Source organism: Phycisphaerales bacterium, from assembly GCA_020852515.1.
Classification (GTDB): domain Bacteria; phylum Planctomycetota; class Phycisphaerae; order Phycisphaerales; family UBA5793; genus UBA5793.
Genome location: JADZAS010000016.1, coordinates 404,214 through 425,130 on the forward strand (window position 1 = coordinate 404,214; position 20,917 = coordinate 425,130).

The window sequence follows — 20,917 nt, forward strand, 5'->3', positions numbered from 1 at the left end:
CCAGATAGACTTGTGCGTGCCCGAGATCGTTCTCACCACCCTCAACGCGCGCTACGCCCATGCGTCATTCGGGCTGCGCTACCTCATGGCGAACCTCGGCGACCTGCACGACCGCGCCGCCCTGCTCGAGTTCGACATCAGCCAGCGCACCACCGACATTCTCGAAGCGATCCTCCGCGAGCAGCCGCGCATCGTCGGCATCGGCGTCTACATCTGGAACGCGGCCGAGTCGCTCCAACTGGTTGCCGACCTCAAGCGAGCCGCGCCGCACATCACCGTCATCCTCGGTGGACCTGAAGTCAGTTACGAAACCGATCAGCAGCCGATCATCGCGCTGGCTGACTACACGATTACGGGTGAAGCCGATCTTGCCTTTGCAGCGCTGTGCGGGCGGGTTCTGGGCGGGCAGCGGCCGCTGCTCAAGGTGATCCCCGCGGACCTGCCCGAGTTCGATCTGCTCGAACTCCCCTACGACCTTTACGACGAGCGCGACATCGCGCATCGCGTCATCTACGTCGAAGCCAGCCGCGGCTGCCCGTTCAAGTGCGAGTTCTGCCTCTCCTCACTTGACGTACCGCTGCGCCAGGCGCCGCTTGAGCCGTTTCTGAGTGCCATGCAGTCGCTGCTCGATCGCGGCGTGCGGCAGTTCAAGTTCGTCGATCGCACATTCAATCTGAATCTCAAGGTGAGCCGCGCGATTCTCGATTTCTTCCTGCAGCGTTACGAGCCGGGGCTGTTCCTGCACTTTGAGATGATTCCCGACCGGCTGCCCGAAGCGCTGCGCGCGCCGATTCGCGCATTCCCGCCGGGCGCGCTGCAATTTGAAGTCGGCATTCAGACGCTCAACCCGGCGGTCGAAGAACTCATCAGCCGCCGCCAGGAACACGATCGCATCGTCGACAATCTCGCGTTTCTCTGTGATGAAACAGGTGTGCACGTGCACGCGGATCTCATCGTCGGCCTGCCCGGCGAAGACGTGGAGAGCTTCGCGGCCGGGTTCGACTGGCTCGTGGCGATGCGGCCGCAGGAGATCCAGGTGGGCATGCTCAAGCGGCTGCGCGGCACGCCAATCGTGCGGCACGACCAGGCGTGGCAGATGGTCTACGGCGCCGCGCCGCCGTATGAAGTCCTGCAGACGAAACTCATCGACTTCGAAGGCATGCAGCGCCTGCGCCGCTTTGCGCGCTACTGGGACATGATCGCCAACAGCGGCAACTTCATCGAGACATTGCCGCTCATCTGGGGCAAGAGCAGTCCCTTTGCAGGGTTCATGTCGCTCAGTGAGGCGCTGCACGCGGCGGAAGGTCGGGCTCACGGCATCTCGCTGCACCGACTCGTCGAACTCGTCTGGTCATTCCTCATCGATACGCGCGACCTGAACCCAGCGGAAGTGGCGCCGAAACTGTGGCGCGATTACACGCGCGGCGGCCGGTCCGATGTCCCGGTCGTGCTGCGAGGACATCTGAGCGAGGAAGAGCGCCGGGCAGTCACGCGGCCGACCGTTGACGCACCTGCGCGGCAGGCGCGGCACGTCGTGGCGCGTCAGTCGGAATAGGACCTGCTCATCCCGCCCTGCCCTGGACTGCATGATTACCGCAGAGACCGCTGAGTACGCATTGAGATCCGATAAGGTGGCGCCGATGAGTCACGCGCCCCATCGCAAAAACACACCGGCCCGGGAACGAGTCCCGGGCAGTGTGTTCGACGGAGACGGATCGGATCAGGCGACGGAGTCTCGCCGGATGATCGGCCGGAGGGGTATACCGGCCGGTTGCGGGTCAGTTGCCACCCTGCGGAAGAGCAGCCACGGTTTCACCGGCGTCGTCGGCTGGGGCCGGGTCAGGCGTCGATTCATCGACCACGATCGGGGCGACGGGGAAGGCGGCTTTCGTCGCCGAGTGCGTGATCGAGAAGGGGTCAGCCTTGATATTCTCGAGGGCGATGCGGCCCAGGGCCTCCTTCTCGTAGTCCCGCTCGACCGCCCGCTTGCTCAGGGCTTCGAGCATCGCCGCCTGCTCGCTCTGCACGGCAGACAGCCGATTCACGATCTGGTCCAGATTGCAGACGTTCCAGCGGTCGCTGTCCGTCAGCATTTCCTCGCGCTCTTCGAGTGATTTGGTGATGGACTCGTTGCGCTCGATCGAGGCGATCTGCCGTTCGATCTGGGCCGTCTTGGCCTGGAACTGGGCGTATTCATTCTGCAGTTCATCCAGCTGAGCCGTCATGCGGTCGCGCTGGCCAAGCAGGAGTTTGAGGTCACGCTCGTTGACGGCGAGGCGTTCGCTGTAGTTCATGGCCGTCTGCTGGATCGTCGCCGCCTTGGAATAGGCCTGCTCGACGCTCAGGTGCTGGCCCTGGAACTTGACGAGCACCGGGCGGTCGCCGTACGACGCCTGCTGCACGTAACTGGCCTTGTCCACCAGGCTCCGCAGCGAAGCGAGGTCCGACTGGCCGGTGGCGATCATCCGCTCGGCCACGTCGCGGTCGCGCTGCACAGCGCCGATCTCGGCGTCGATCTCAGCGAGGTTGCGGATCGTTTCGCGGATCTTCTCCGGGTACTCCTTCTGCAACTGCTTGAGTTGATAGCGGATCAGCGTGGGGTCCTCGACATTGCTGTCGAACCACGAGATGAAGTGGTGCTGGATCTGGGCTGCCCCAGCCATGACGCGCTGAGGACCGACCAGCAGAGTCAATCCGCCGACCGCCAGACCCCCGATGAGAGCCGTTCGAAAGATGGTTTTGCCGATGTACATGGCTTGATCCTTTCCCACTGCTGACGAGGCGTGGATGTGTACGTGTGGTCGTCAGCAAGTTGTTGGGCGGCCGGGGAACAGGATTTCAGGCCGGACCGGGGATTTTTCACGGCAGGCCCATCCGGCCCCAGACCGCCGTCGCCATGGCCGTTCTCGGGCTGAAAACGGCGTTCCGCCGCCCCGCCCAACCCGCCAGTCCAGTGTGGTCTTTCGCCGCTGCGCCGGCCAGAGGCCCCACCACGGCCGTCCGCCGCGACGGCCCGGCGATGATGGCACCCGCGGCGCGTGGATGTCGTGGTGGCTCAGAACGCCCGCCGAGGTCGATGAAGTTCACGCATTGGCCAGGAGGCTGGCCATGATGATCACCCGGCCGCCGAAAACGAGCCATGGCATGTGCGCGAGTTCCACCTCCAGCACCCCGACGGCCACAAGTTCCGCGTGAGCGCGCCGGTGGAGTGCGAGTGATCTGGCCGATCGGCGATCAACCGTTAGAACTACGGGCCATTGCTGTCCACAACGATGTCGGCGAACTCGTACCTGCCCGACCAGTAGAGCGTCGAGTCGATGTCGGCAAGAGCGCCGGCGGGATCGCCTTCGATGATGAGGGTCCAGCGGTGGACCATTGGTATTGCTGGTGGAGTCGGTTGGCTCGTAATGGTCACGGGTACTCGCCAAGGCGGCGAGGCGAGGCGCGGGATGTATTCCCACACGCTGGCCGGCCGGTCCGGCGAAATCCACATTCCTGATCCGCTGCCAACCTGCTCGCCGTCGCAGTACAGCGTAAGCGTGATGGCAAACGCCGCAGACCCGAGCGCCTCGCCGAACTTCGGATCGGCGTCCATGTCAAACAAGATCTCCACCTTTCCAGAGGGCAGGTGCCTGAGTCGAGGACTGAGCGTCGCAATCAACTCAGCGGGAACTTCCCGTGCTTGAAGCCCATGATTGTTCGAGGCCGAGACCGTCGTGATCACTTGCTTCTGGCGACCAATCTCCTCCCAAGTGTTCGCGGAGTCGTGGTAGCGCTCCATAATGAACTCGTATTCCACCGCACCAGTCTGCTCGGCGACGCCGATCGATCGGCTTGACGGTAAGGGGATAACTGAGTCGATGATCCGGTACGACTCGACATAGCGCTGAAAGCCGGGAGTCAGGGCATGCGCGGTCAGCCGGTAGCCGTCATTGAAAATCGCGAGTTGCGGGTGGAAACGCGCCGTGACCGTCGCACCCAAGGGCCACGCACTGCGTGTCTCCACGTGGACATACCACGAATCCTCGAGTTGCCGCATCTGCTGATCGGTGAGCAGTCCCCTTTCGTAGGCTGACTGCAGAATACCTACGGCGGGTATCTGCCAATCCGGGGCTCCGAGTTCCGGACCGTACTTGACGCGCAACGCCTTGCGTACGAGCCAGAGTTCCTGCCAGTGCATCACTCCATCGCCGGCGGACTGCAGCACGGGCACCCTCGGGAGGAACAGAAGATCCGTTCGGTAGCCCAGTTCGACGAGCAAGGGCGAGTCGTGACCGAACGGAAGGCCCGGGTCCGGCTCCTCCGGCGCGACGAGCGCAATCAGCACCGTCGTGGGCACGGCGGCGACCCAGCCTCGCTTCTGGATCGCCTCGACGCGATACACGAGATGCGACGCCGTCAGCAGCGCGAAGACGACCATCGAGTGCAGCAGGGCGCGGCGGAAGCGGATCAATCGCATCGGTCGAGAGGTGTCATGCCCGCATTCCGGGCAGCGCGGAGCGGCGCCGCCGCGCAGGTCGTAGCCGCAGGACTCGCAGTAGAGTCGGAAGCGCCGACGCCGCCACACGCGCCGGCCGACAAACCACCCCGCCCACGCCAGAGCAGCGCCGAACAAGATCCAGGATGTGACGAGCCACATCACTTGCCGCTCTCCACGCGCTCGACGGGGATATTCCTGAACTCGTGTTTTCCGGCCCAGTAGGAGGTAGATTGAAAGTCGCGCAGGGCGAGGATGGGGTCGCCTTCGATTTCCAACGACCAGTCCGAATGACCAGCTTTGCGGGCTCGCTCCAGCAATTCGTTGTCCAGGTCGTATTCGATGATCCACTCATCGCGATCCACTGAGTTCTTCCACGGAAGGCGGTTTGACCACCAGCCGATGCTCTCGCCAACAAGCTCGCCATTCAGTTTCAATCGAATCCGAACGGCGAAGGTGCCGGCACCGACGGCGTCGATCAGCGATCGGTTCCGGACAAAGTTGAGATAGACGAGACAGGACTCTGAGCCGGGAAGCGGACTCTCAATGATCTTCATACGAACGCCAATCCCCGCAACCACCTCATCGGCGATCAGGATGGGATCAAGAAGCGGTGTGTCTGCGGGCACGACCGTCGTGACGGTGCGGATTTCTCGACTCAGCTCCCGCCAGGGATGTTCGGTACCATCGCGTCGCTGAATGATGAACTCGTATTGAACTGGCCCGAGCGATTCGGCCATTCCAAGCACATCGGTGTAGTCATTCCAGTCCGGATAGGTTCCACTTGAAGTGCCCGTTGGACGAAATGAAGCCAAATGCCGGTGCGGCTCGAGAGGATGTATCTCAAAATCGAATCGCCATCCGCTGTCTATCGACAACACACCAAAGTCAGCCCGCATCTCCACCCCCTCAGGCCATTGGGGACGAGTACGAAGGTCCAGAACGACAACATCGAGTATGCGACGGAGCTGGTCGCGCGTTGCGGCGTCGGCAGACTCCGCCGCATTCAGCAGCCACTCGGCGCTCATCTGCCAACAGGTGGGTGTATCAAAAAAGGTGAACTCCGTTTTCAGGGCCATTTCGATGGCGCACCACCACTGCCATCTCGCCATCGGGTACTCCGGACCATGCACACTGCGACGCTGAGCGTCTGGCGCAGCATCGGCGCGCTGCGCCCGGAAGGACAGCACCTCCTGCACAAGCACTGATCCTTCGTAGTCAGTAGATCCACGCTCGAACGGCAGCAGCGCAATCAGCACTGTCGTCGGCACGGCGGCGATCCAGCCTCGCTTCTGGATCGCCTCGACGCGATACACGAGATGCGACGCAGTCAGCAGCGCGAAGACGACCATCGAGTGCAGCAGGGCGCGGCGGAAGCGGATCAATCGCATCGGTCGAGAGGTGTCATGCCCGCACTCGGTGCAGCGCGGAGCGGCGCCGCCGCGCAAGTCGTAGCCGCAGGACTCGCAGTAGAGTCGGAAGCGCCGACGCCGCCACACCCGCCGGCCGACAAACCACCCCGCCCAGCCCAATGCAGCGCCGAACAGCAACCAGGATGTGACGAGCCAGAGCACCATCGCATTGTCCGCGCAACGGGCTTCGGGGCAACTGGCCGCGTCGTAACAACCGCTCCAGCTCGGCGCGGGCGCGCAGCGATCCTCGGCTCCTGACGGTCACAGGCCGTCTGGGCGGCTCTATTTTTCGGACTTTCTCATCCGTTTCGGCCGGTTTTTCCCCGGCGGACAACAGCGGGCACACTTACCGGCCCTCGAATCCGACAACTTGTAGGATTTTTCTCAGATTTGTGCTACTACAACCTGTCGGACTCCGTATAACTCCACCGAATCCACCGCGACCTGCATCCGGAGACCGGCCGAGATGGTTGAACCGAGCAAGCCAATCAGCGATGCGGAACTCGAAGTCCTCAAGCAGTTGTGGGACAGCCAGGGCGGCGCCACCGTCCGCGCCCTCCACGAGGCGCTCCGCTCGGCCGGCCGCGACTGGGCCTACACCACCGTGCAGACGCTGCTCCAGCGCCTCGAAGAAAAGGGCTGCATCCGCAAGGACGCCTCGGAGCGGGCCCACGTCTTCAAGGCCGCCGTCTCGCGTGAAGACCTGCTGGGCAGCCAACTCGATGACCTCATGCAGCGGCTGTGCGAGGGCCAGGCCTCTCCCCTGCTGCTTTCGCTCGTCCAGCGGCGCTCGCTGTCGTCGCAGGACATCAGCGAACTGCGCCAACTGCTCAAACAGATGGAGCACGAGTCGCCGCGCGACGAGGCGGCCGCGCCGCCTTCGCCGGCCCGGCTGCGCAAGCGCCGTCGGCGCGGCGGGCGCGATGAGCCGCGCGCCTGAGCGAACCACAGTTCACACGTCGGGGTGGGAGCCACGAAGAGAGAGCGGAGTCGAACCATGCTTGAGTGGATCGTTGAAAACACCGTGATGGCGCTGGTCCTGGCCGCAGGCGTGTGCATCGCCTGCCGACTGTTCAAAGCCCGGCCGGCCGTGTGCCACTTCCTCTGGGTGCTCGTGCTGGTGCGCCTCGTCGCGCCGCCGGTGTCGATCACGCACTGGCCGCCCGAGCCGATGCGCGATCGCATCAGCGGCTTCGTCGATTCGCATTCGACGCAGATCGCGTCTCAATTTGCACATTACCTGTCTCTTTCGGGAGGAGCGCTGCATGCTGACAACCGCTCCGTCAGCGCAGGTTCCGCAGCGCCGGTTCAACCCAACCCCATTGAACCGGCGCTGCTCCCGGAAGAGCAGACCGCGCCAGCCGCTGCGGCCGCGTCGCCGCAGCCGCTGGCAGACTCCTCTTCGTCCGAGCCGGCTTCGCGGATCGCCCCCACCGCGCAGCCTTCGCCGCCGGCAGAGTCGAATGCCGTTCAATATGCCACGAACGCGTGGAACAGCGATCCGAAGGCTCAGCCGACTCAGCCGGATGAAGCCGAGTCAGCCGAGCCGATGGCGTCTGAAATGACGCTCGCGGAAATGAAGCGCGAGCAGGTCGCGTGGAAAGATCTCTACGCCGACAAGAAGTTGCTCCGCGCCGCGGCCGGCGACGCGGACGGCTCGATGACCCTGCCGCCCTGGGCCGCGCGCTCGCTGCGCACTCTGGGTCTGGCCCTGCTGGCGATCTGGGCCGTCGGCGCGCTGGTCGCGCTGGCGATTCACATCCGGCGCATCGCCCGCTTCCACGCGGCAGCGCGGCAGGCGCCGATGGCGCCGCGGTGGCTGGCAGACCGAGTCGATCGACTCGCGGATGAACTGGGACTCGCCGCGCCGGCGGTGCGGACGATGCGCGGCCTGAGCTCGCCGGTGATCTGGGGATTCGGCGCTCCAACGCTGCTCTGGCCGACGGGCGACGCCGCGCTGGCCCAGCACGATGCGCAGCGCTGCGATGGCATCGTCGTCCACGAACTGGCCCACCTGCGCCGCCGAGACCACTGGCTGGCGTGGTTTGAGGTCTTCGCGGTCTCGCTGCTCTGGTGGCATCCGCTGGCGCACCTGGCGTGCCGCCGGCTGCACGAGTACGCCGATCTCGCATGCGATTCGTGGGTCGTGTCGATGCTCCCGACGCATCGCGGGCTCTACGCGGCGTCGATCGTGGACCTGATTGAACAACTTTCGACGGCTCCCCGGGCAGCGTTGGCGCTGGGGGTGGGGACTTCGTCACGTCGCTCCCTGGTTGAAAGGAGACTCATCATGATCGTGAAAGAACGGACGGTGTGCCGGCTGTCGCCCGCGGCTGCTCTGGCCGCATTGCTGGGCGTGGCGGCGCTGGTGCCTTCGTGGGCCGGTGGCGCTTCGGGTTGGCTCGCGCCCCCGACTGAAGTCAGCATCGATCCGGCCATCGCGGCCGAACACGGCGATCTGATCCGTGAGGCCATTCTCCAACGCCGCGCGGAAACCTTCTACAACACCAAAGACTGGCAGCGCGCCGCCGGCGCCTACGAAGCGATCCTGCAGGCCCAGCCGGACCATTCCCATGCCGCGAGTCGCCTGTCGTACTGCCTCATGGCCATGGGCGAACTCGACCGCGCTCAACAACTCCTCGAGCAGCAGATCGAAAAGAGTCGCGAGCCGGCGATCGCGCACTACAACCTGGCCTGCGTGCTCGCGCGCCGGGGGCAGACGAACGCGGCTTTCGAACAACTCACCGCCGCCGTGAAGTACGGCTTCGATCAACTCGAACTCGTCAACACGGATTCCGATCTCGACGCCCTGCGCGACGATGACCGCTTCCGCGCCTTCGCCGGCGACGTGAACTTCGTCGATTCGCTTCAGAAGCAGGGCCAGCAGGCCATCAACGAGGAAGACTGGGCCGCGGCGGCGGTCCACTTCGGCAAACTGGCCAGGCTCGCGCCCAATGACGGCCAGGCGCAGCACATGCTCAGTTACGCCAGTATCCTCGCCAGCCGCGACGCCGACAGCGACGCCCGGCGCGATGAGTATCTCGCGACGGCCCGCGCCGCCCAGGCGCGGCAGATCGAACTCGATCACCTCCCGGCCGTGGGCCACTACAACGCGGCGTGCGTGGATGCGATTCAGGGCCGCGTCGATTCGGGGCTGGATCATCTGGCCGCGTCGATCAATCTCGGCTTCCGCGACTTCGAACTGGTGCGCGGAGACCCCGATCTCGACGGGCTGCGCGGCAACAGCCGATTCAACGACCTCGTCGCCTCAGTCGAGAGCGCGCCGCGGCCCAAACAGGAGATCGCCGATGCGATCGAGGCCGGCGACTATCAGCACGCGGCGAAACTGCTCCAGGCGGCCGGCAAGATGGCCGATCAGAATGGCGATCTCTCGTGGTCGCTCGGCTATGCCCAGTTCGGCGACGGTGAATATGCGCAGGCGGAGCAGTCGTTCCTTCGCGCCCTGCAGCGCGGTCACGACGCCGGCGACGCTGTCTACAACCTCGCGTGCTGCGCGGCCCGCCAGGGCCGCACCACTGCGGCGCTGGGCTATCTCGAAGCGGCGGTGCACGCGGGATTCCTCGACGCCGAGCACATGCAAGGCGACGACGATCTCGCCTCGATCCGCGACGAGAAGCGCTTCGAGGACATCATCAACCTCGCCAACGATTCGCGCATCCTTGAGAACTTCGGCGCTGCAGACTGGAATCACCTCCTGAGCCAGTCCGAGAAGCAGATCGCCAAGGACTCGACCAACGGCGGCGCGCACCTGCGGCAGGGATGGGCCCTGCTGCGCCTGGGCCGCTACGAAGACGCCCGCGCGGCCTTCGCGCGGCAGAGCGAACTGGGCTTTGCCCCGTCGATCGCCTCGTACAACATCGCCTGCTGCGAAACGGCCCTGGGCCGGCACGACCGGGCCATCGAGGTACTCGCCCAGCTCGCGACGCAGGACCACGGCGGGATCCTCAACGCCGCATTCGTGAACTCCGATCCCGATCTGAAGGCTCTGCACAACCATCCACGCTTCAAGGAGATCGTCGCCGCGTTCGAAAAGCACGATGAGCAGATGGAAAAGACCGTGCACGTCGAGAGCCACGACGGCTCGCACGAGGTCCACTGGGAAGTGACAAACGAAGCCGAGCACGACGAGCCGGCCCGCTGAGTCGCAACCGCGCCTGCATGCAGGTCCGCCACCGCCCCCGGCCGGACCTGCTCATGGAGGAGAGAGAAACCGGGCGCCGCGCGGCGCCCGGTTCTTTTTCTGAACCGTCGCGCCGATCTTGTGCGAGCCGCTGATTCGGTCGTTCCAGTGCTGCACCGCACTTGGAACGGATGCACCGGACATCGAGATTGACGCCGCAAAAACCTCGTTGCGTAAATCGAGCCCACTCGCCTATTCCGATTCTCGCCGCCAGAGTACCGTTGTGTTGGCCGCAAATGCCGGGAATGCCACCTTGTGCCACCAGCCCTCATCCCGAAGAGCGAAGTGCTGGGGTAGTGCACGAGTCAGTTCGGCAAACCCGACCATCTCTTCATCGACTTCAAGGCGCTCTACCCGGCCGGCCACCTCGTATTCGAAGAGGAGACAAACACGTTCATAGGCAAACACATCGATCTTGTACGCCGTGATGCACCTGGTGCACGCGAACGGAACCTGGGTGATTCTGCCTCTCGGCGATTCATATTGCAACTCAGTCGACCGAACCTCGATCCTCCCGCGCTTCCAGTTTTCGAGAGTGTGTCGTTGGGCGCCGCATTCCGGACACCGGTCTCCCTCCAATCCGTGCAGGTCGTATCCGCACTGACGGCAGGTGCGCCCCATGCTCTCTATTGCTTCTCTCATGGCCGCAGATTGCTTGCGCCAGAAGTCGGGATGACGCTTGAGGAACCACCTTTCGATATACTCCCAAAGCACCACCGCCACAATCACGGCAAGTACGAGCAGGATGATTACAATCCAGTCCATGCAGCAGTCCCGCACTATTGATGATCAGGCGCAGGCGGATCACACTGTTGTTCCGATCCGCACTCCGGACATCGCTCGTGCTTCAGACCGCGCAGGTCGTAGCCGCACTGGCGACAGGCGTTGGGCGGCGGCGGATATTCCTGCAGGAGCCGGTCCGCCAGCGGAACCATGATGATGAACGTTACAATCGTGCCGAGGATCGCGGCGCTATCGGCCACGGTCTGCCACAGGACGATGCCCAGCACGATCGGCGGCAGGTAAACCATGCACCACACCAGCCACGCCGCGCGATAGCGCATCATCTCGCAGGTCCAGGGCAGAAAGGCGATGCCGACCAGCGGCGCTCCGCACGGCCCGCCGACGAAAAGCAGCAGCGAGCCGAAGATGTTCGCCAAGAGAATGAACGCCGTGCTCGAGTACCGCGGCGGGTCGCTGACGTTCATGAGGATGGCGACTCTCCCGCTGCGGAAGCCTGATCATGCCTGCGGAGCGTGGAACCGCGAGCCGAGCAGGCGGACCTTTTCATTGCTGCTGCGGGTTCTGGGCAACATCGGCTGCGCGAGGTAGATGACTCCGCCGATCACGATGTTCATCGCCAGCATCCACCACCACTGGGTCAGGCCGAGGTAGACCAGGACCGAGGTGCCCACGAGCAGCAGCGCCGAGAGCGGAATGAGCATCCTCCAGGCGAGATTCATGAGCTGGTCGTAGCGAAAACGCGGCAGCGTCCAGCGGATCACGATCATAAAGGTGATGAGCAGGCCCACCTTGGCGGCGAAGACGATCACCTTGAGCAGCACCGCGATCAGCCCGCCCGCAACCGGCTGCGGAACGAAGGGGAACAGGTGCCAGCCGCCGAGAAACAGCACGGTAAAGATCGCGCTGCTCGTGATCATGTGGCCGTATTCGGCGAAGAAGAACAGAGCCCACTTCATCGCCGCATACTCGGTGTGGTATCCGCCGACGAGTTCCTGCTCGGCTTCAGCGAGATCGAAGGGCGCGCGATTCGCCTCGGCAAGCATCGAGACGAAGCAGATGACCGCCGCGAGAGGATGCGCGATGAGGAACCACGCCCCGGCCGTCTGCGATTCGATGATCACGTCGGGCCGCAGCGACCCGCTCGTGAGCAGCACGATAAGGATCGCCACGCCCAGCGGGATCTCGTAGCTGATCATCTGGGCGCCGGCGCGCAGGCCGCCGAGAAAGGCGTACTTGCTGTTGGAGGCCCAGCCGCCGAGCACGACGCCGTACACGCCGATGCTGGCCGTGGCGATGACGTAGACGATGCCGACACTCACGCTGCCCGCCGCGGCGACGTTCACGCGCGCGGGTTCGATCACCGCCCCGCCGATGATGGGCAGCCAGCCCCAGAGCGTCATGCCCGGGAAGTTCCACTGCCCGCCCCACGGCACGATCGCCCAGCCGATCAGCGCGGGGATGATGATGAACGCCGGCGCGAGGATGAACAGGCGGCGATCGACCTGGCCGGGGGTGTAGTCTTCCTTGAAGAAAAGCTTCAGCCCGTCGGCCAGCGGCTGGAGAAGCCCGGCGGGGCCGACGCGGTTGGGGCCGATGCGGTCCTGAATCCACGAGACGACCTTGCGCTCCCACAGGATCAGGTACGCAATGACGCCCTGGATCGCGCCGAAGACGACGAGACAGACGATCACGCTGACAAAGACCTGGGCCGGAATCGAATCGACGTGCGGCATGGAAGGGCAATGCTAACCGCCGCCCGGCCCGGCTCAACTGAGGCGAATTCCGCCATTGAAGTCGACGCCCACCGCCTACTGCACGCGCCGGTCCACCATTCCGGCGATCATCTTGACCTTCTCGGCCTGAGAAGCCGGCACGACAAGCGTCGCGTCGGCGGTGCGGACGATGATGAGATTCTCGCAGCCGATTGCGGCGATCGTGTGGGTGGGGTCGTCGCTCAAGGCGGTGACGCCGCGCGAGTCGATGGTGCGCAGCAGCGCGTTGGTCCGGTTGCCGCGTTCGTCGGCGGCCAGGGTCTGCGCCAGCGCCGGCCAACTGCCAATGTCGAGCCAGTTCACATCGAGCGGCACCGCGCAGACCAGGTCACCCGCCTCGCGCGACAGCGGCTCCATGACGCCGAAGTCCACGCTGATGCGCGGCAGCGTCGGGTACACGCGGGCGAGCACTTCGGCCTGCTGCGGCGTACCCCACGTCCGACCGATTTCGGCCACGCCGGCGGCAATCTCCGGCTGATGGCAGCCGAGCGCCTCCAGAAAGCCGCGCGCCGAGAAGACGAACATCCCGCTGTTCCAGCCGTAGCGGCCGGACTCGATGAAGGCGCAGGCCCGCTGCTCATCGGGCTTTTCCGTAAACGAGGTCACCCGGCACGCGGGCGCAAAGCCATCGATGACCTCGCCCTGCTCGATGTAGCCATAGCCCGTCGCCGGATACGTCGGCGTGACGGCAAAGACGACGGCTCGCTGCGGGTGAGTTTCCACGAGCGCCAGCCCGAGTTCGAACGTGCGCGCGAAGCGGTCGATCGGGTCGATGAGATGGTCCGCCGTCAGCACGCCGAAGACTGCGTCCGGATCGCACGTTGAGAGAACCGCAGCGCTGAGCGCGATGGCTGCGCACGTGTCGCGCCCCTGCGGCTCGGCAATGTACCGGTCCGTGCTGACCAGCCCTGCGTCGAGCACGGCCGCACGCATGGACTCTCCGGCGCAGATGTAGAGTCGGTCCGGGTCGACCAGCGCCTCACCGCGGCGCACGGCGAGTTCGAGCAGGCTGCGGCCATTTACGAGCGGCAGCAGTTGCTTAGGCCGGTCAGCCCGGCTCATGGGCCACAGCCGCGTCCCCGAGCCGCCCGCGATGATGACAATGTACCGCATCAGTGACTCACAGTTCCGTCAGATCGCCTTCCTGCTCGATCTTCTCATCCTCATAGGGCGCGGTAAGGCGGCGGTAGAACTCCTGCTGCACGCAATTGAGCAGACCCACCACTTCGTTGTGATCGGCGTACCGCATGGCGTTGCCGTACACGCGATTGATGAGCAGACTGATGACGTAGTTCATGTGGCCCGGCCGAGCCATGCGATCTTTGGGCACGAGGCGGGCGAGTTCGTCGATGGCGCTCTGGTACTGAGCGCGATCCTTGCGAGCGATATAGGGCACCGGGTCTCTCCTCTGCGTGATTCAGCCCGTCTTGATCCGAAACGCCGCGGTCACCAGCGCCTGGGCGTCGGCGATCTCCGGTTCCAGCGTCAGAGCTCGATCGATCCATTGAACCGCCAGGTGGCGCGGCTCGCCGAGGCGGATGAGCACGGCCAGCGCATCATGGGCCACAGCGCTGCGGCCGGCGTCCTTCACCTCGGCCGTCGAAGCTGGCGCGCCGCCGGCCAGCAGCGGCCGCACCTTTTCGTGCAGTTCGGCGACGATGGTCTCGGCGCTCTTGCGGCCGATCTCGGGCAGAGTCTTGAGCGTGTCGAGATCGCGCGCCGCAATCGCAGCGACGATGGTCCGCGTCGGCAGGGCCATCGCCCGCAGCGCCTTGCGGTTGCCGATGCCTTTGACCAAGATGAACAACTCGAAGAACTCGCGGTCGAGCGCCGTCGTGAAGCCGATGAGACGGGGCAGCATGGTCGTTCCCTGCCCTTGCGCCTCGAAGTAGTGGAACGTGTCGAAGGATGCGCTCTGGCCGATGCGGCCGTGCAGGCTCTGCAGGTCCGAGGCGGGGACGAACAGTTCGTAGACCATCGGCCCGACGCGTAAGTGCACGCACGGCCCCTCAACGGCCACGATCTCTCCTTCAATGCGGACGATCATGTGGAGACATCGTAGGGCAGGCGGGGCTCGCGTCGCCGGATTTGGGCGGCGGCTGCATGGGATCGTCGGCGATTGCGTCGCTGGTCGGCCAGCCCGACATGGAGGCGATGCAGTCGCGGATCCGTCGCGTGATCTCGTCGGCGTCGTTGATGTCGTCAAAGCGCATGATCGGACCGAACTGCACACGGGCCCGGCCGCGCGTATAGAGGCTGGCCATCGCGTTATCCACCTTGGGCGTGCCGCTGATCCAGACGGGCGCCACGGCCGCACCGGATCGCGCCACGAGGAATCCGACGCCGCTGTGGAATCGCCGGAGCATTTCAGGCGGTCGTTCGATGCCGCCTTCGGGGAAGATGCCGATGACCCCGCCTCCACGGAGGTGGCGCAGGGCCTCGCGCGTTGAGGCGAGGTCTTTGCCATCGCGCTCGACGAGGATGATTCGGCCGTAGCGGGTGAACCAGTCCACCGCGCCGCGGTTCATCTCGCGCATCATCATCCACCGGACTTCGAACGGGCAGCCGGCCTGGAGGAGAATCGGGTCTGCCGCGCCGGTGTGGTTGGAGACGAGCAGCAATGGGCGACCAGCCGCTTCCAGCGCTTCTCCGCCGACGTACCGAGCCCGATGCACGAGCCGCGCGAAGAGTCGAAACGCGATCCAGACGAGCACACCTGACCAGGTCGGCCTTGGACAGCGGCGCCGCAGCGCATCGAGTTGCTGGGCGGCGCCGACGCTCAGCGCGACGGTCAGGAGAACCAACGGCACCACCAGTTCGACTCGCATCACAAGCAGAGAATCGGCAGCCGCCGGCCGAAGTCAACCCCCGCCGGGCTGCAATGACGGCCTGACGCAGCAAATCCCGCCAGACGGTGGCGATCGGCGCATCCGGGATGGCGGCGGCGCCGACGGGGCCGCCTCTCAATCCAGATCGCTCCGGTGCATGGTGCACCGTTTCCTTCGCGGACCCGGCTCGTCGCGTGACGATTCGGGTCCATTTTTCTGCGCACCATCCGCCCCGGAGGATTACGATCACTTGAGCCTTTCGGGCTGCGCGGCTAACCTGTCGGAGTTTAGAGCCATCCCACCGAAACCCGCCATGCAAGCGGACCGTCCCATGCCTGCAACGCCCCCCAACAGGGAGACTCATGCCGCGGCGCTCTGATATCCGTACGATCCTGATCATCGGCTCCGGTCCCATCGTGATCGGACAGGGTTGCGAATTTGACTACTCCGGAACACAGGCGTGCAAGGCCCTCAAAGAAGAGGGCTACCGCGTCGTGCTGGTCAATTCCAATCCCGCCACCATCATGACCGACCCGGGCTTCTCGGACCGGACCTACATCGAGCCCATCACCCCCGAGGCTGTCCGCAAGATCATCGCCAACGAGAAGCGGCTGGGCAATCCCATCGACGCCCTGCTGCCCACTCTCGGCGGGCAGACCGCCCTCAACTGCGCGTGCGCCCTCTACGACAACGGCACGCTTGACGAGTTCGGCGTCGAGATGATCGGCGCCACCCGAGAGGTCATCCACCGCGCGGAAGACCGCGAGCAATTCCGCCGAACCATCGAAGCCATCGGACTCGAGCAGGCCCGGGCGCGGACCGTAACCGACATGGACCAGGCCCGCGAGTTCATGGCCGAGGTCGGGCTGCCGGCGATCATCAGACCCGCCTTCACCCTCGGCGGCAGCGGCGGCGGCATCGCCTACAACGTCGACGAGTTCGAGGAAATCGTCCGCCGCGGCCTGGACGCCTCGCCCATCGGGCAGGTGCTCATCGACGAATCGCTGCTGGGCTGGAAAGAATTCGAACTCGAAGTCGTCCGCGACAAGGCCGACAACGTCGTCATCGTCTGCGGCATCGAGAACATCGATCCCATGGGCGTGCACACCGGCGATTCGATTACCGTCGCGCCGATCCTCACACTCACCGACAAGGAATACCAGCGGATGCGCGATGCGGCCATCGCCATCATCCGCGCCATCGGCGTTGAAACAGGCGGCTCGAACATCCAGTTTGCCACCAACCCGCAGACCGGCCGCATGATCGTCGTCGAGATGAATCCGCGTGTGTCGCGATCCTCGGCCCTGGCGTCCAAGGCCACGGGCTTTCCCATCGCCCGCATCGCCACCAAACTCGCGATCGGCTACACGCTCGATGAACTGCGCAATGACATCACCGGCACGACCAGCGCGTGCTTCGAGCCGACGATTGACTACGTCGTGACGAAGATGCCGCGCTGGACGTTCGAGAAGTTCCCCGAGGCGGATGAGACGCTCACCACGCAGATGAAGAGCGTCGGCGAAGCAATGGCGATCGGCCGCACGTTCAAGGAGAGCCTGCAGAAGGCGATCCGGTCGATGGAGGTCAAGCGCTTCGGGCTGGGCCTGGACAAGAACGACAAGTGGCTCGAGGCGGCTCGCGCCATCGAGCACAACCGCCAGCTCTCGCTGGACATCAACAGCCCGACGGGGCTCGCGGCGGACGGCTCGCCGCTCGTCTGGCCCATCGACCTCGAAAAACTGCGGCGCAAACTCGGCGTGCCGAGCCAGGGCCGGCTGTACTACATCCGCTACGCGATGAAGATGGGCTGGACCGACGATCAGATCCACGACCTTACGCGCATCGACCGCTGGTTCCTCGATCAGATCCGCCAGCTCGTTGAGTTTGAGGATCTGCTCTGCTCGTATTCGACGCTTGAACAGGTGCCGCGCGAAGTCATCGCCGAGGCCAAGCGGCTGGGCTATTCCGATCCGCAACTGGCCAATCTCTACATCGGCGACATCTCCACGCCGTCCATCATGCGCGTGCGCGAGCACCGCCAGCGCCTGGGCATCGAGCCGGTGTACAAACTCGTAGACACGTGCGCCGCCGAGTTCGAAGCGATCACGCCGTACTACTACTCGACGTACGAGACGCCGTTCCAACGCAGCGAAGGTGATCGACGCTCAGCTTTGGCGAAGGCTGGGGGTTGCGATGACGAAATCCGCATCAGCGACCGGCGCAAGGTCGTCATCCTCGGCGGCGGCCCCAACCGCATCGGCCAGGGGATCGAGTTCGACTACTGCTGCTGCCAGGCGTCCTTCGCCATGCGCGAGATGGGCTTCGAGTCGGTCATGATCAACTCGAATCCTGAAACCGTCTCAACCGATTTCGACACCTCGGATCTGCTCTTCTTCGAGCCGCTCACGCTCGAAGACACGCTCAACGTCATCGAGCGCCTCAACGGCCGGCCGCTGGGCGGGCACGGCACCGATGAACTCGGCCGCAACGGGTTGGTCCACGGCGTGATCGTGCAGTACGGCGGCCAGACGCCGCTCAACCTCGCACACGGCCTGCTCGCCGGAGGAGCGCCGATCATCGGCACCAGCGTCGATTCGATCGATCTCGCCGAGGATCGCGACCGCTTCCGCGACCTGCTCAACCGGCTTGGCCTCATGCAGCCGCGCAGCGGCATCGCCCGGAGCATCGATCAGGCCGTAGAGATCGCCGGCCGCATCGGCTATCCCGTGCTCGTGCGCCCGAGTTATGTGCTGGGCGGACGCGGCATGGAAATCTGCGACGACCAGAAGTCGCTGCTGGGCTACATGGCCAAGGCCGTGGTCGCCAGCGACCTGGCCAACGCGCCCATTCTCATCGACCAGTTCCTCGACGACGCCTTCGAGGTGGATGTCGATGTCATCGCCGACTATTCACACGAGCGCGAGGGCGGACGAGCGCTGGTCTGCGGCGTGATGGAGCACATCGAACAGGCCGGCGTGCACAGCGGCGACTCCGCCTGCACCCTGCCGCCCTACAGCCTGCACCCGCCGATCGTCAATCGCATCAAGGCCGTTTCGCGTCAACTGGCCGAGGGCCTGCGCGTGCAGGGGCTGATGAACGTTCAACTTGCCGTCAAGGAAAACAGCGAACTCGGCGATGAGATCTTCATCCTCGAAGTCAACCCGCGCGCCTCGCGCACTGTGCCGTTTGTCAGCAAGGCCACGGGCGTTTCCTGGGCGCGCGCCGCCGCGAAGATCATGGCCGGCGAGACGATCGACGGCCTCAACCTCGCCGAAAACACCAATCCGCGCTTCATCTCCGTCAAGGAGTCCGTCTTCCCCTTCAAGAAGTTCCCGGGCGTCGATGTCATCCTCGGCCCCGAGATGCGCTCGACTGGGGAAGTCATGGGGATCGATCGCGACTTCGAACTCGCTTACGCCAAGGCGCTCATGGGCGCCGGGGTGTTCCTGCCGACCGAGGGCAACGTCTTCATTTCCGTGCGCGAGAGCGACAAGGAAGCGATCGTCGATCTGGTTCGCAAACTCAAGGCCCTGGGATTCGGCGTCTACACCACCAGCGGCACGAACAAAGTGCTCACCGAACACGGCATCGAGACGAAAGTGCTGCGCAAGATCAGCGAGGGCGTGCGGCCCAACGTGCTCGACATGATCAAGAACCGCGAACTGCAGATGATCATCAACACGCCGACGCGCAAGGGCGCCAAGACCGACGAAGGCAAGATTCGCGCGGCCGTGGTCCGCCAGGGCATCCCCATGGCAACGACGCGCACGTGCGCCGCGGCAGTGGTCCGCGCCATCGAGGCGCTGCGCGCCTCGCAGTGGCGCGTTTCGGCGCTGCAGGATCATTACCCCACCAACTCGACGGCTCCGACGATCCGCAAACCGGCTGAGCGCGTCGCCGCCCGCTGAGCCGCCGCACTGCTCACCTGCCGGCGCCGATGCCCAGAGGCTTGACCGAAATGCTCGGATCTTCGATCGTCCCGCTCACGTAGTACTTGACGAGCCGATCGGTAATGCCGCCGAGCACCGCGCCGATCTTGCCCAGTCCCTTCTGCACCTTCTCCATCGGTCCGGCGTTCACGGCCAGCGACAGCCGCTGGTCGTAGTAGATCCGACCGTCGCCGCGCGCGACGATGAGCGGCGAGACGAGTTCAAACTCGCTGATCTCAAGACGATCCGGTTTGAAGTCGTAATCAACCTGCGCCGCATCGCTTCCGGAATCGCTGTCGCCGCCGAATGGAGATGAGATCGCGCGCGTCAGATCGGAGATGACGGGCAGGTTCACCAGCCGCCCTTGTTCTACCGTGAGGTCACCGCTGCCACTGATCGATTCGAGCGGCGAAAGCGCGCTCGTTCGCACCTGGCCGGCGGCGCTGAGGATTCCATCGTACTTCGGCGGCGCGTCGCGGCCGGTCGTTGCAAGGGTCTGGCGCAGGTTAATCTGCGCAGCGCTGTACGTGAGGTTCACGCTCATGATTTCGTAGAGGTTGGCCGTCGCCTTGGCGCTGGCGCTGCCTGAAAGAAGATCAGCCATCGCGTCCAGACTCACCGTCCGGTCCGCCATGGCTGCCTTGAGACGCACCTGCTTCACCGGCAGCACGCTCTCGCCGAACGAAGCAAACGCATCGCTGAGGGTCATTTCGAGCCACGCGTTGCCGCCGGACAGATCAGATACCGGAAAAGTGCCCCCGCCCGCCGCTTCGAGTTGGCCGCGCAACTCGTAGCGCCGCACCAATGTCTGCAACTGCGGCGGCAGCGACTCGTACTGCTCCTGCTCCAGCCGCATCGACACCTCCAGGCGCGCCAGATCGAGCAGCATCGAATCGAGATTGGCCCGCCCGTCGAAGTCGATTTCGAGTTGCGGCGCACGGCTCATCGAACCGTTGAGCCCGTACCAGCCTGGGTCATCCTCATCGGGGGCGGTGTGCAGCGTCAGCGTTACGCCATGCAGCACCATCGGCTCCTCATCGCCACTGCTGTGATACTCGATGCGTCCGTCGCGGATGTCGATCTCGCGCATGACGAGCACTTCGCTCAGGCGGTACGGCTCGGGCACGGCATCGAGCCCCTCTTCAGCCACCGCCGAATCGACCAGATTGCTCCACCCAACCAGCTCACCTTCTGCATCCTGACGGAAGTGCAGGCATGGTGAATCGAGCTGCACCCGTGCGATCTGCACCGGCTCATTCAGCCGCGGCGTGCGGGCCAGCGTCAGTTGCAGGCGATCGACCTGCACGAGCGGCTGCCCCGCAGCGCCGGTCAGTTTCAGCCCGTCGAGCACGACCGTCGCCGGCGCCTGGTAGTCCAGCCGGTCGAACTCGGCCGTGGCCGTCAGATGCGATTCGATGATGCCCACCACGCTACGGCCGACCCAGTTCTCAAGTTGGCCCGAACCTTCGCGGCCGACCGAGCGGTACAGCACGTATCCGCCGGCGCCGATCAGAACGACCAGCGCCGCACCGATGATCAGGAATCGTCGCACAA

General features: G+C 64.7%; 15 protein-coding genes. 4 read left to right on the forward strand and 11 right to left on the reverse strand.

What is annotated here, in order from left to right; translation table 11 throughout:
- The first annotated feature begins 16 nt into the window (after positions 1–16).
- Positions 17–1,555, forward strand: coding sequence for a DUF4080 domain-containing protein (locus tag IT430_13550; GenBank protein ID MCC6908963.1), 1,539 nt, complete (start codon positions 17–19; stop codon positions 1,553–1,555).
- Between the two features lie 223 nt (positions 1,556–1,778).
- Here the strand turns inward: IT430_13550 and IT430_13555 are convergent, their stop codons facing one another.
- The 3 genes from IT430_13555 to IT430_13565 all read right to left on the reverse strand — a co-directional run bounded on the left by IT430_13555 (position 1,779) and on the right by IT430_13565 (position 6,054).
- Entirely contained in the window at positions 1,779–2,753 is a 975-nt protein-coding gene (locus tag IT430_13555) for a hypothetical protein (protein ID MCC6908964.1), read from the reverse strand.
- A gap of 494 nt (positions 2,754–3,247) precedes the next feature.
- Positions 3,248–4,642, reverse strand: coding sequence for a hypothetical protein (locus tag IT430_13560; GenBank protein MCC6908965.1), 1,395 nt, complete (start codon positions 4,640–4,642; stop codon positions 3,248–3,250).
- Positions 4,639–6,054, reverse strand: coding sequence for a hypothetical protein (locus IT430_13565; GenBank protein ID MCC6908966.1), 1,416 nt, complete (start codon positions 6,052–6,054; stop codon positions 4,639–4,641). Before IT430_13565 ends, IT430_13560 begins: the two co-directional genes overlap by 4 nt.
- Before the next feature lie 301 nt (positions 6,055–6,355).
- Here IT430_13565 and IT430_13570 point away from each other — a divergent pair, with 301 nt between their 5' ends.
- Together IT430_13570 and IT430_13575 are read left to right on the forward strand one after the other, a co-directional pair.
- Entirely contained in the window at positions 6,356–6,829 is a 474-nt protein-coding gene (locus tag IT430_13570) for a BlaI/MecI/CopY family transcriptional regulator (GenBank protein ID MCC6908967.1), read from the forward strand.
- Between the two features lie 57 nt (positions 6,830–6,886).
- Complete coding sequence (locus tag IT430_13575) at positions 6,887–10,051, forward strand: tetratricopeptide repeat protein (protein MCC6908968.1); 3,165 nt, start codon at positions 6,887–6,889, stop codon at positions 10,049–10,051.
- A 231-nt stretch (positions 10,052–10,282) separates the two neighbouring features.
- Here the strand turns inward: IT430_13575 and IT430_13580 are convergent, their stop codons facing one another.
- From IT430_13580 to IT430_13610, 7 genes are all read right to left on the reverse strand, one after another.
- Positions 10,283–10,855, reverse strand: coding sequence for a hypothetical protein (locus IT430_13580; GenBank protein MCC6908969.1), 573 nt, complete (start codon positions 10,853–10,855; stop codon positions 10,283–10,285).
- A gap of 14 nt (positions 10,856–10,869) precedes the next feature.
- Entirely contained in the window at positions 10,870–11,298 is a 429-nt protein-coding gene (locus tag IT430_13585) for a hypothetical protein (protein MCC6908970.1), read from the reverse strand.
- 33 nt (positions 11,299–11,331) lie between these two features.
- The gene (nuoH, locus tag IT430_13590) at positions 11,332–12,567 is read right to left on the reverse strand and encodes an NADH-quinone oxidoreductase subunit NuoH (GenBank protein MCC6908971.1); all 1,236 of its coding nucleotides are present in this window, start codon (positions 12,565–12,567) and stop codon (positions 11,332–11,334) included.
- A 75-nt stretch (positions 12,568–12,642) separates the two neighbouring features.
- Positions 12,643–13,719, reverse strand: a complete 1,077-nt coding sequence (locus IT430_13595) for a mannose-1-phosphate guanylyltransferase (GenBank protein MCC6908972.1) — start codon at positions 13,717–13,719, stop codon at positions 12,643–12,645.
- Between the two features lie 7 nt (positions 13,720–13,726).
- Positions 13,727–14,002 (reverse strand): hypothetical protein, encoded by a 276-nt coding sequence (locus IT430_13600; GenBank protein MCC6908973.1) that lies wholly within the window; start codon positions 14,000–14,002, stop codon positions 13,727–13,729.
- A 21-nt stretch (positions 14,003–14,023) separates the two neighbouring features.
- Positions 14,024–14,653 carry a hypothetical protein gene (locus IT430_13605; GenBank protein ID MCC6908974.1) on the reverse strand — a complete coding sequence of 210 codons (630 nt, stop codon included), beginning with the start codon at positions 14,651–14,653 and terminating at the stop codon, positions 14,024–14,026.
- Positions 14,637–15,437 carry a 1-acyl-sn-glycerol-3-phosphate acyltransferase gene (locus IT430_13610; protein ID MCC6908975.1) on the reverse strand — a complete coding sequence of 267 codons (801 nt, stop codon included), beginning with the start codon at positions 15,435–15,437 and terminating at the stop codon, positions 14,637–14,639. Before IT430_13610 ends, IT430_13605 begins: the two co-directional genes overlap by 17 nt.
- Positions 15,438–15,796: 359 nt before the next feature.
- Between IT430_13610 and carB the strand changes: the two genes are divergently transcribed.
- Positions 15,797–19,342, forward strand: coding sequence for a carbamoyl-phosphate synthase large subunit (gene carB, locus IT430_13615; GenBank protein ID MCC6908976.1), 3,546 nt, complete (start codon positions 15,797–15,799; stop codon positions 19,340–19,342).
- 13 nt (positions 19,343–19,355) lie between these two features.
- On the opposite strand, the gene IT430_13620 is transcribed toward carB, so the two are convergent.
- Positions 19,356–20,915 (reverse strand): hypothetical protein, encoded by a 1,560-nt coding sequence (locus IT430_13620; protein MCC6908977.1) that lies wholly within the window; start codon positions 20,913–20,915, stop codon positions 19,356–19,358.
- Positions 20,916–20,917: the final 2 nt, after the last annotated feature.

Bases quoted from the DNA above. Each gene is read 5' to 3' on its own strand.
- IT430_13595 (MCC6908972.1), bottom strand. From the start codon at position 13,719: ATGCGGTACATTGTCATCATCGCGGGCGGCTCGGGGACGCGGCTGTGG.
- nuoH (MCC6908971.1), bottom strand. From the start codon at position 12,567: ATGCCGCACGTCGATTCGATTCCGGCCCAGGTCTTTGTCAGCGTGATC.
- carB (MCC6908976.1), top strand. From the start codon at position 15,797: ATGCCGCGGCGCTCTGATATCCGTACGATCCTGATCATCGGCTCCGGT.
- IT430_13580 (MCC6908969.1), bottom strand. From the start codon at position 10,855: ATGGACTGGATTGTAATCATCCTGCTCGTACTTGCCGTGATTGTGGCG.
- IT430_13585 (MCC6908970.1), bottom strand. From the start codon at position 11,298: ATGAACGTCAGCGACCCGCCGCGGTACTCGAGCACGGCGTTCATTCTC.
- IT430_13565 (MCC6908966.1), bottom strand. From the start codon at position 6,054: ATGGTGCTCTGGCTCGTCACATCCTGGTTGCTGTTCGGCGCTGCATTG.
- IT430_13555 (MCC6908964.1), bottom strand. From the start codon at position 2,753: ATGTACATCGGCAAAACCATCTTTCGAACGGCTCTCATCGGGGGTCTG.
- IT430_13605 (MCC6908974.1), bottom strand. From the start codon at position 14,653: ATGATCGTCCGCATTGAAGGAGAGATCGTGGCCGTTGAGGGGCCGTGC.
- IT430_13575 (MCC6908968.1), top strand. From the start codon at position 6,887: ATGCTTGAGTGGATCGTTGAAAACACCGTGATGGCGCTGGTCCTGGCC.
- IT430_13570 (MCC6908967.1), top strand. From the start codon at position 6,356: ATGGTTGAACCGAGCAAGCCAATCAGCGATGCGGAACTCGAAGTCCTC.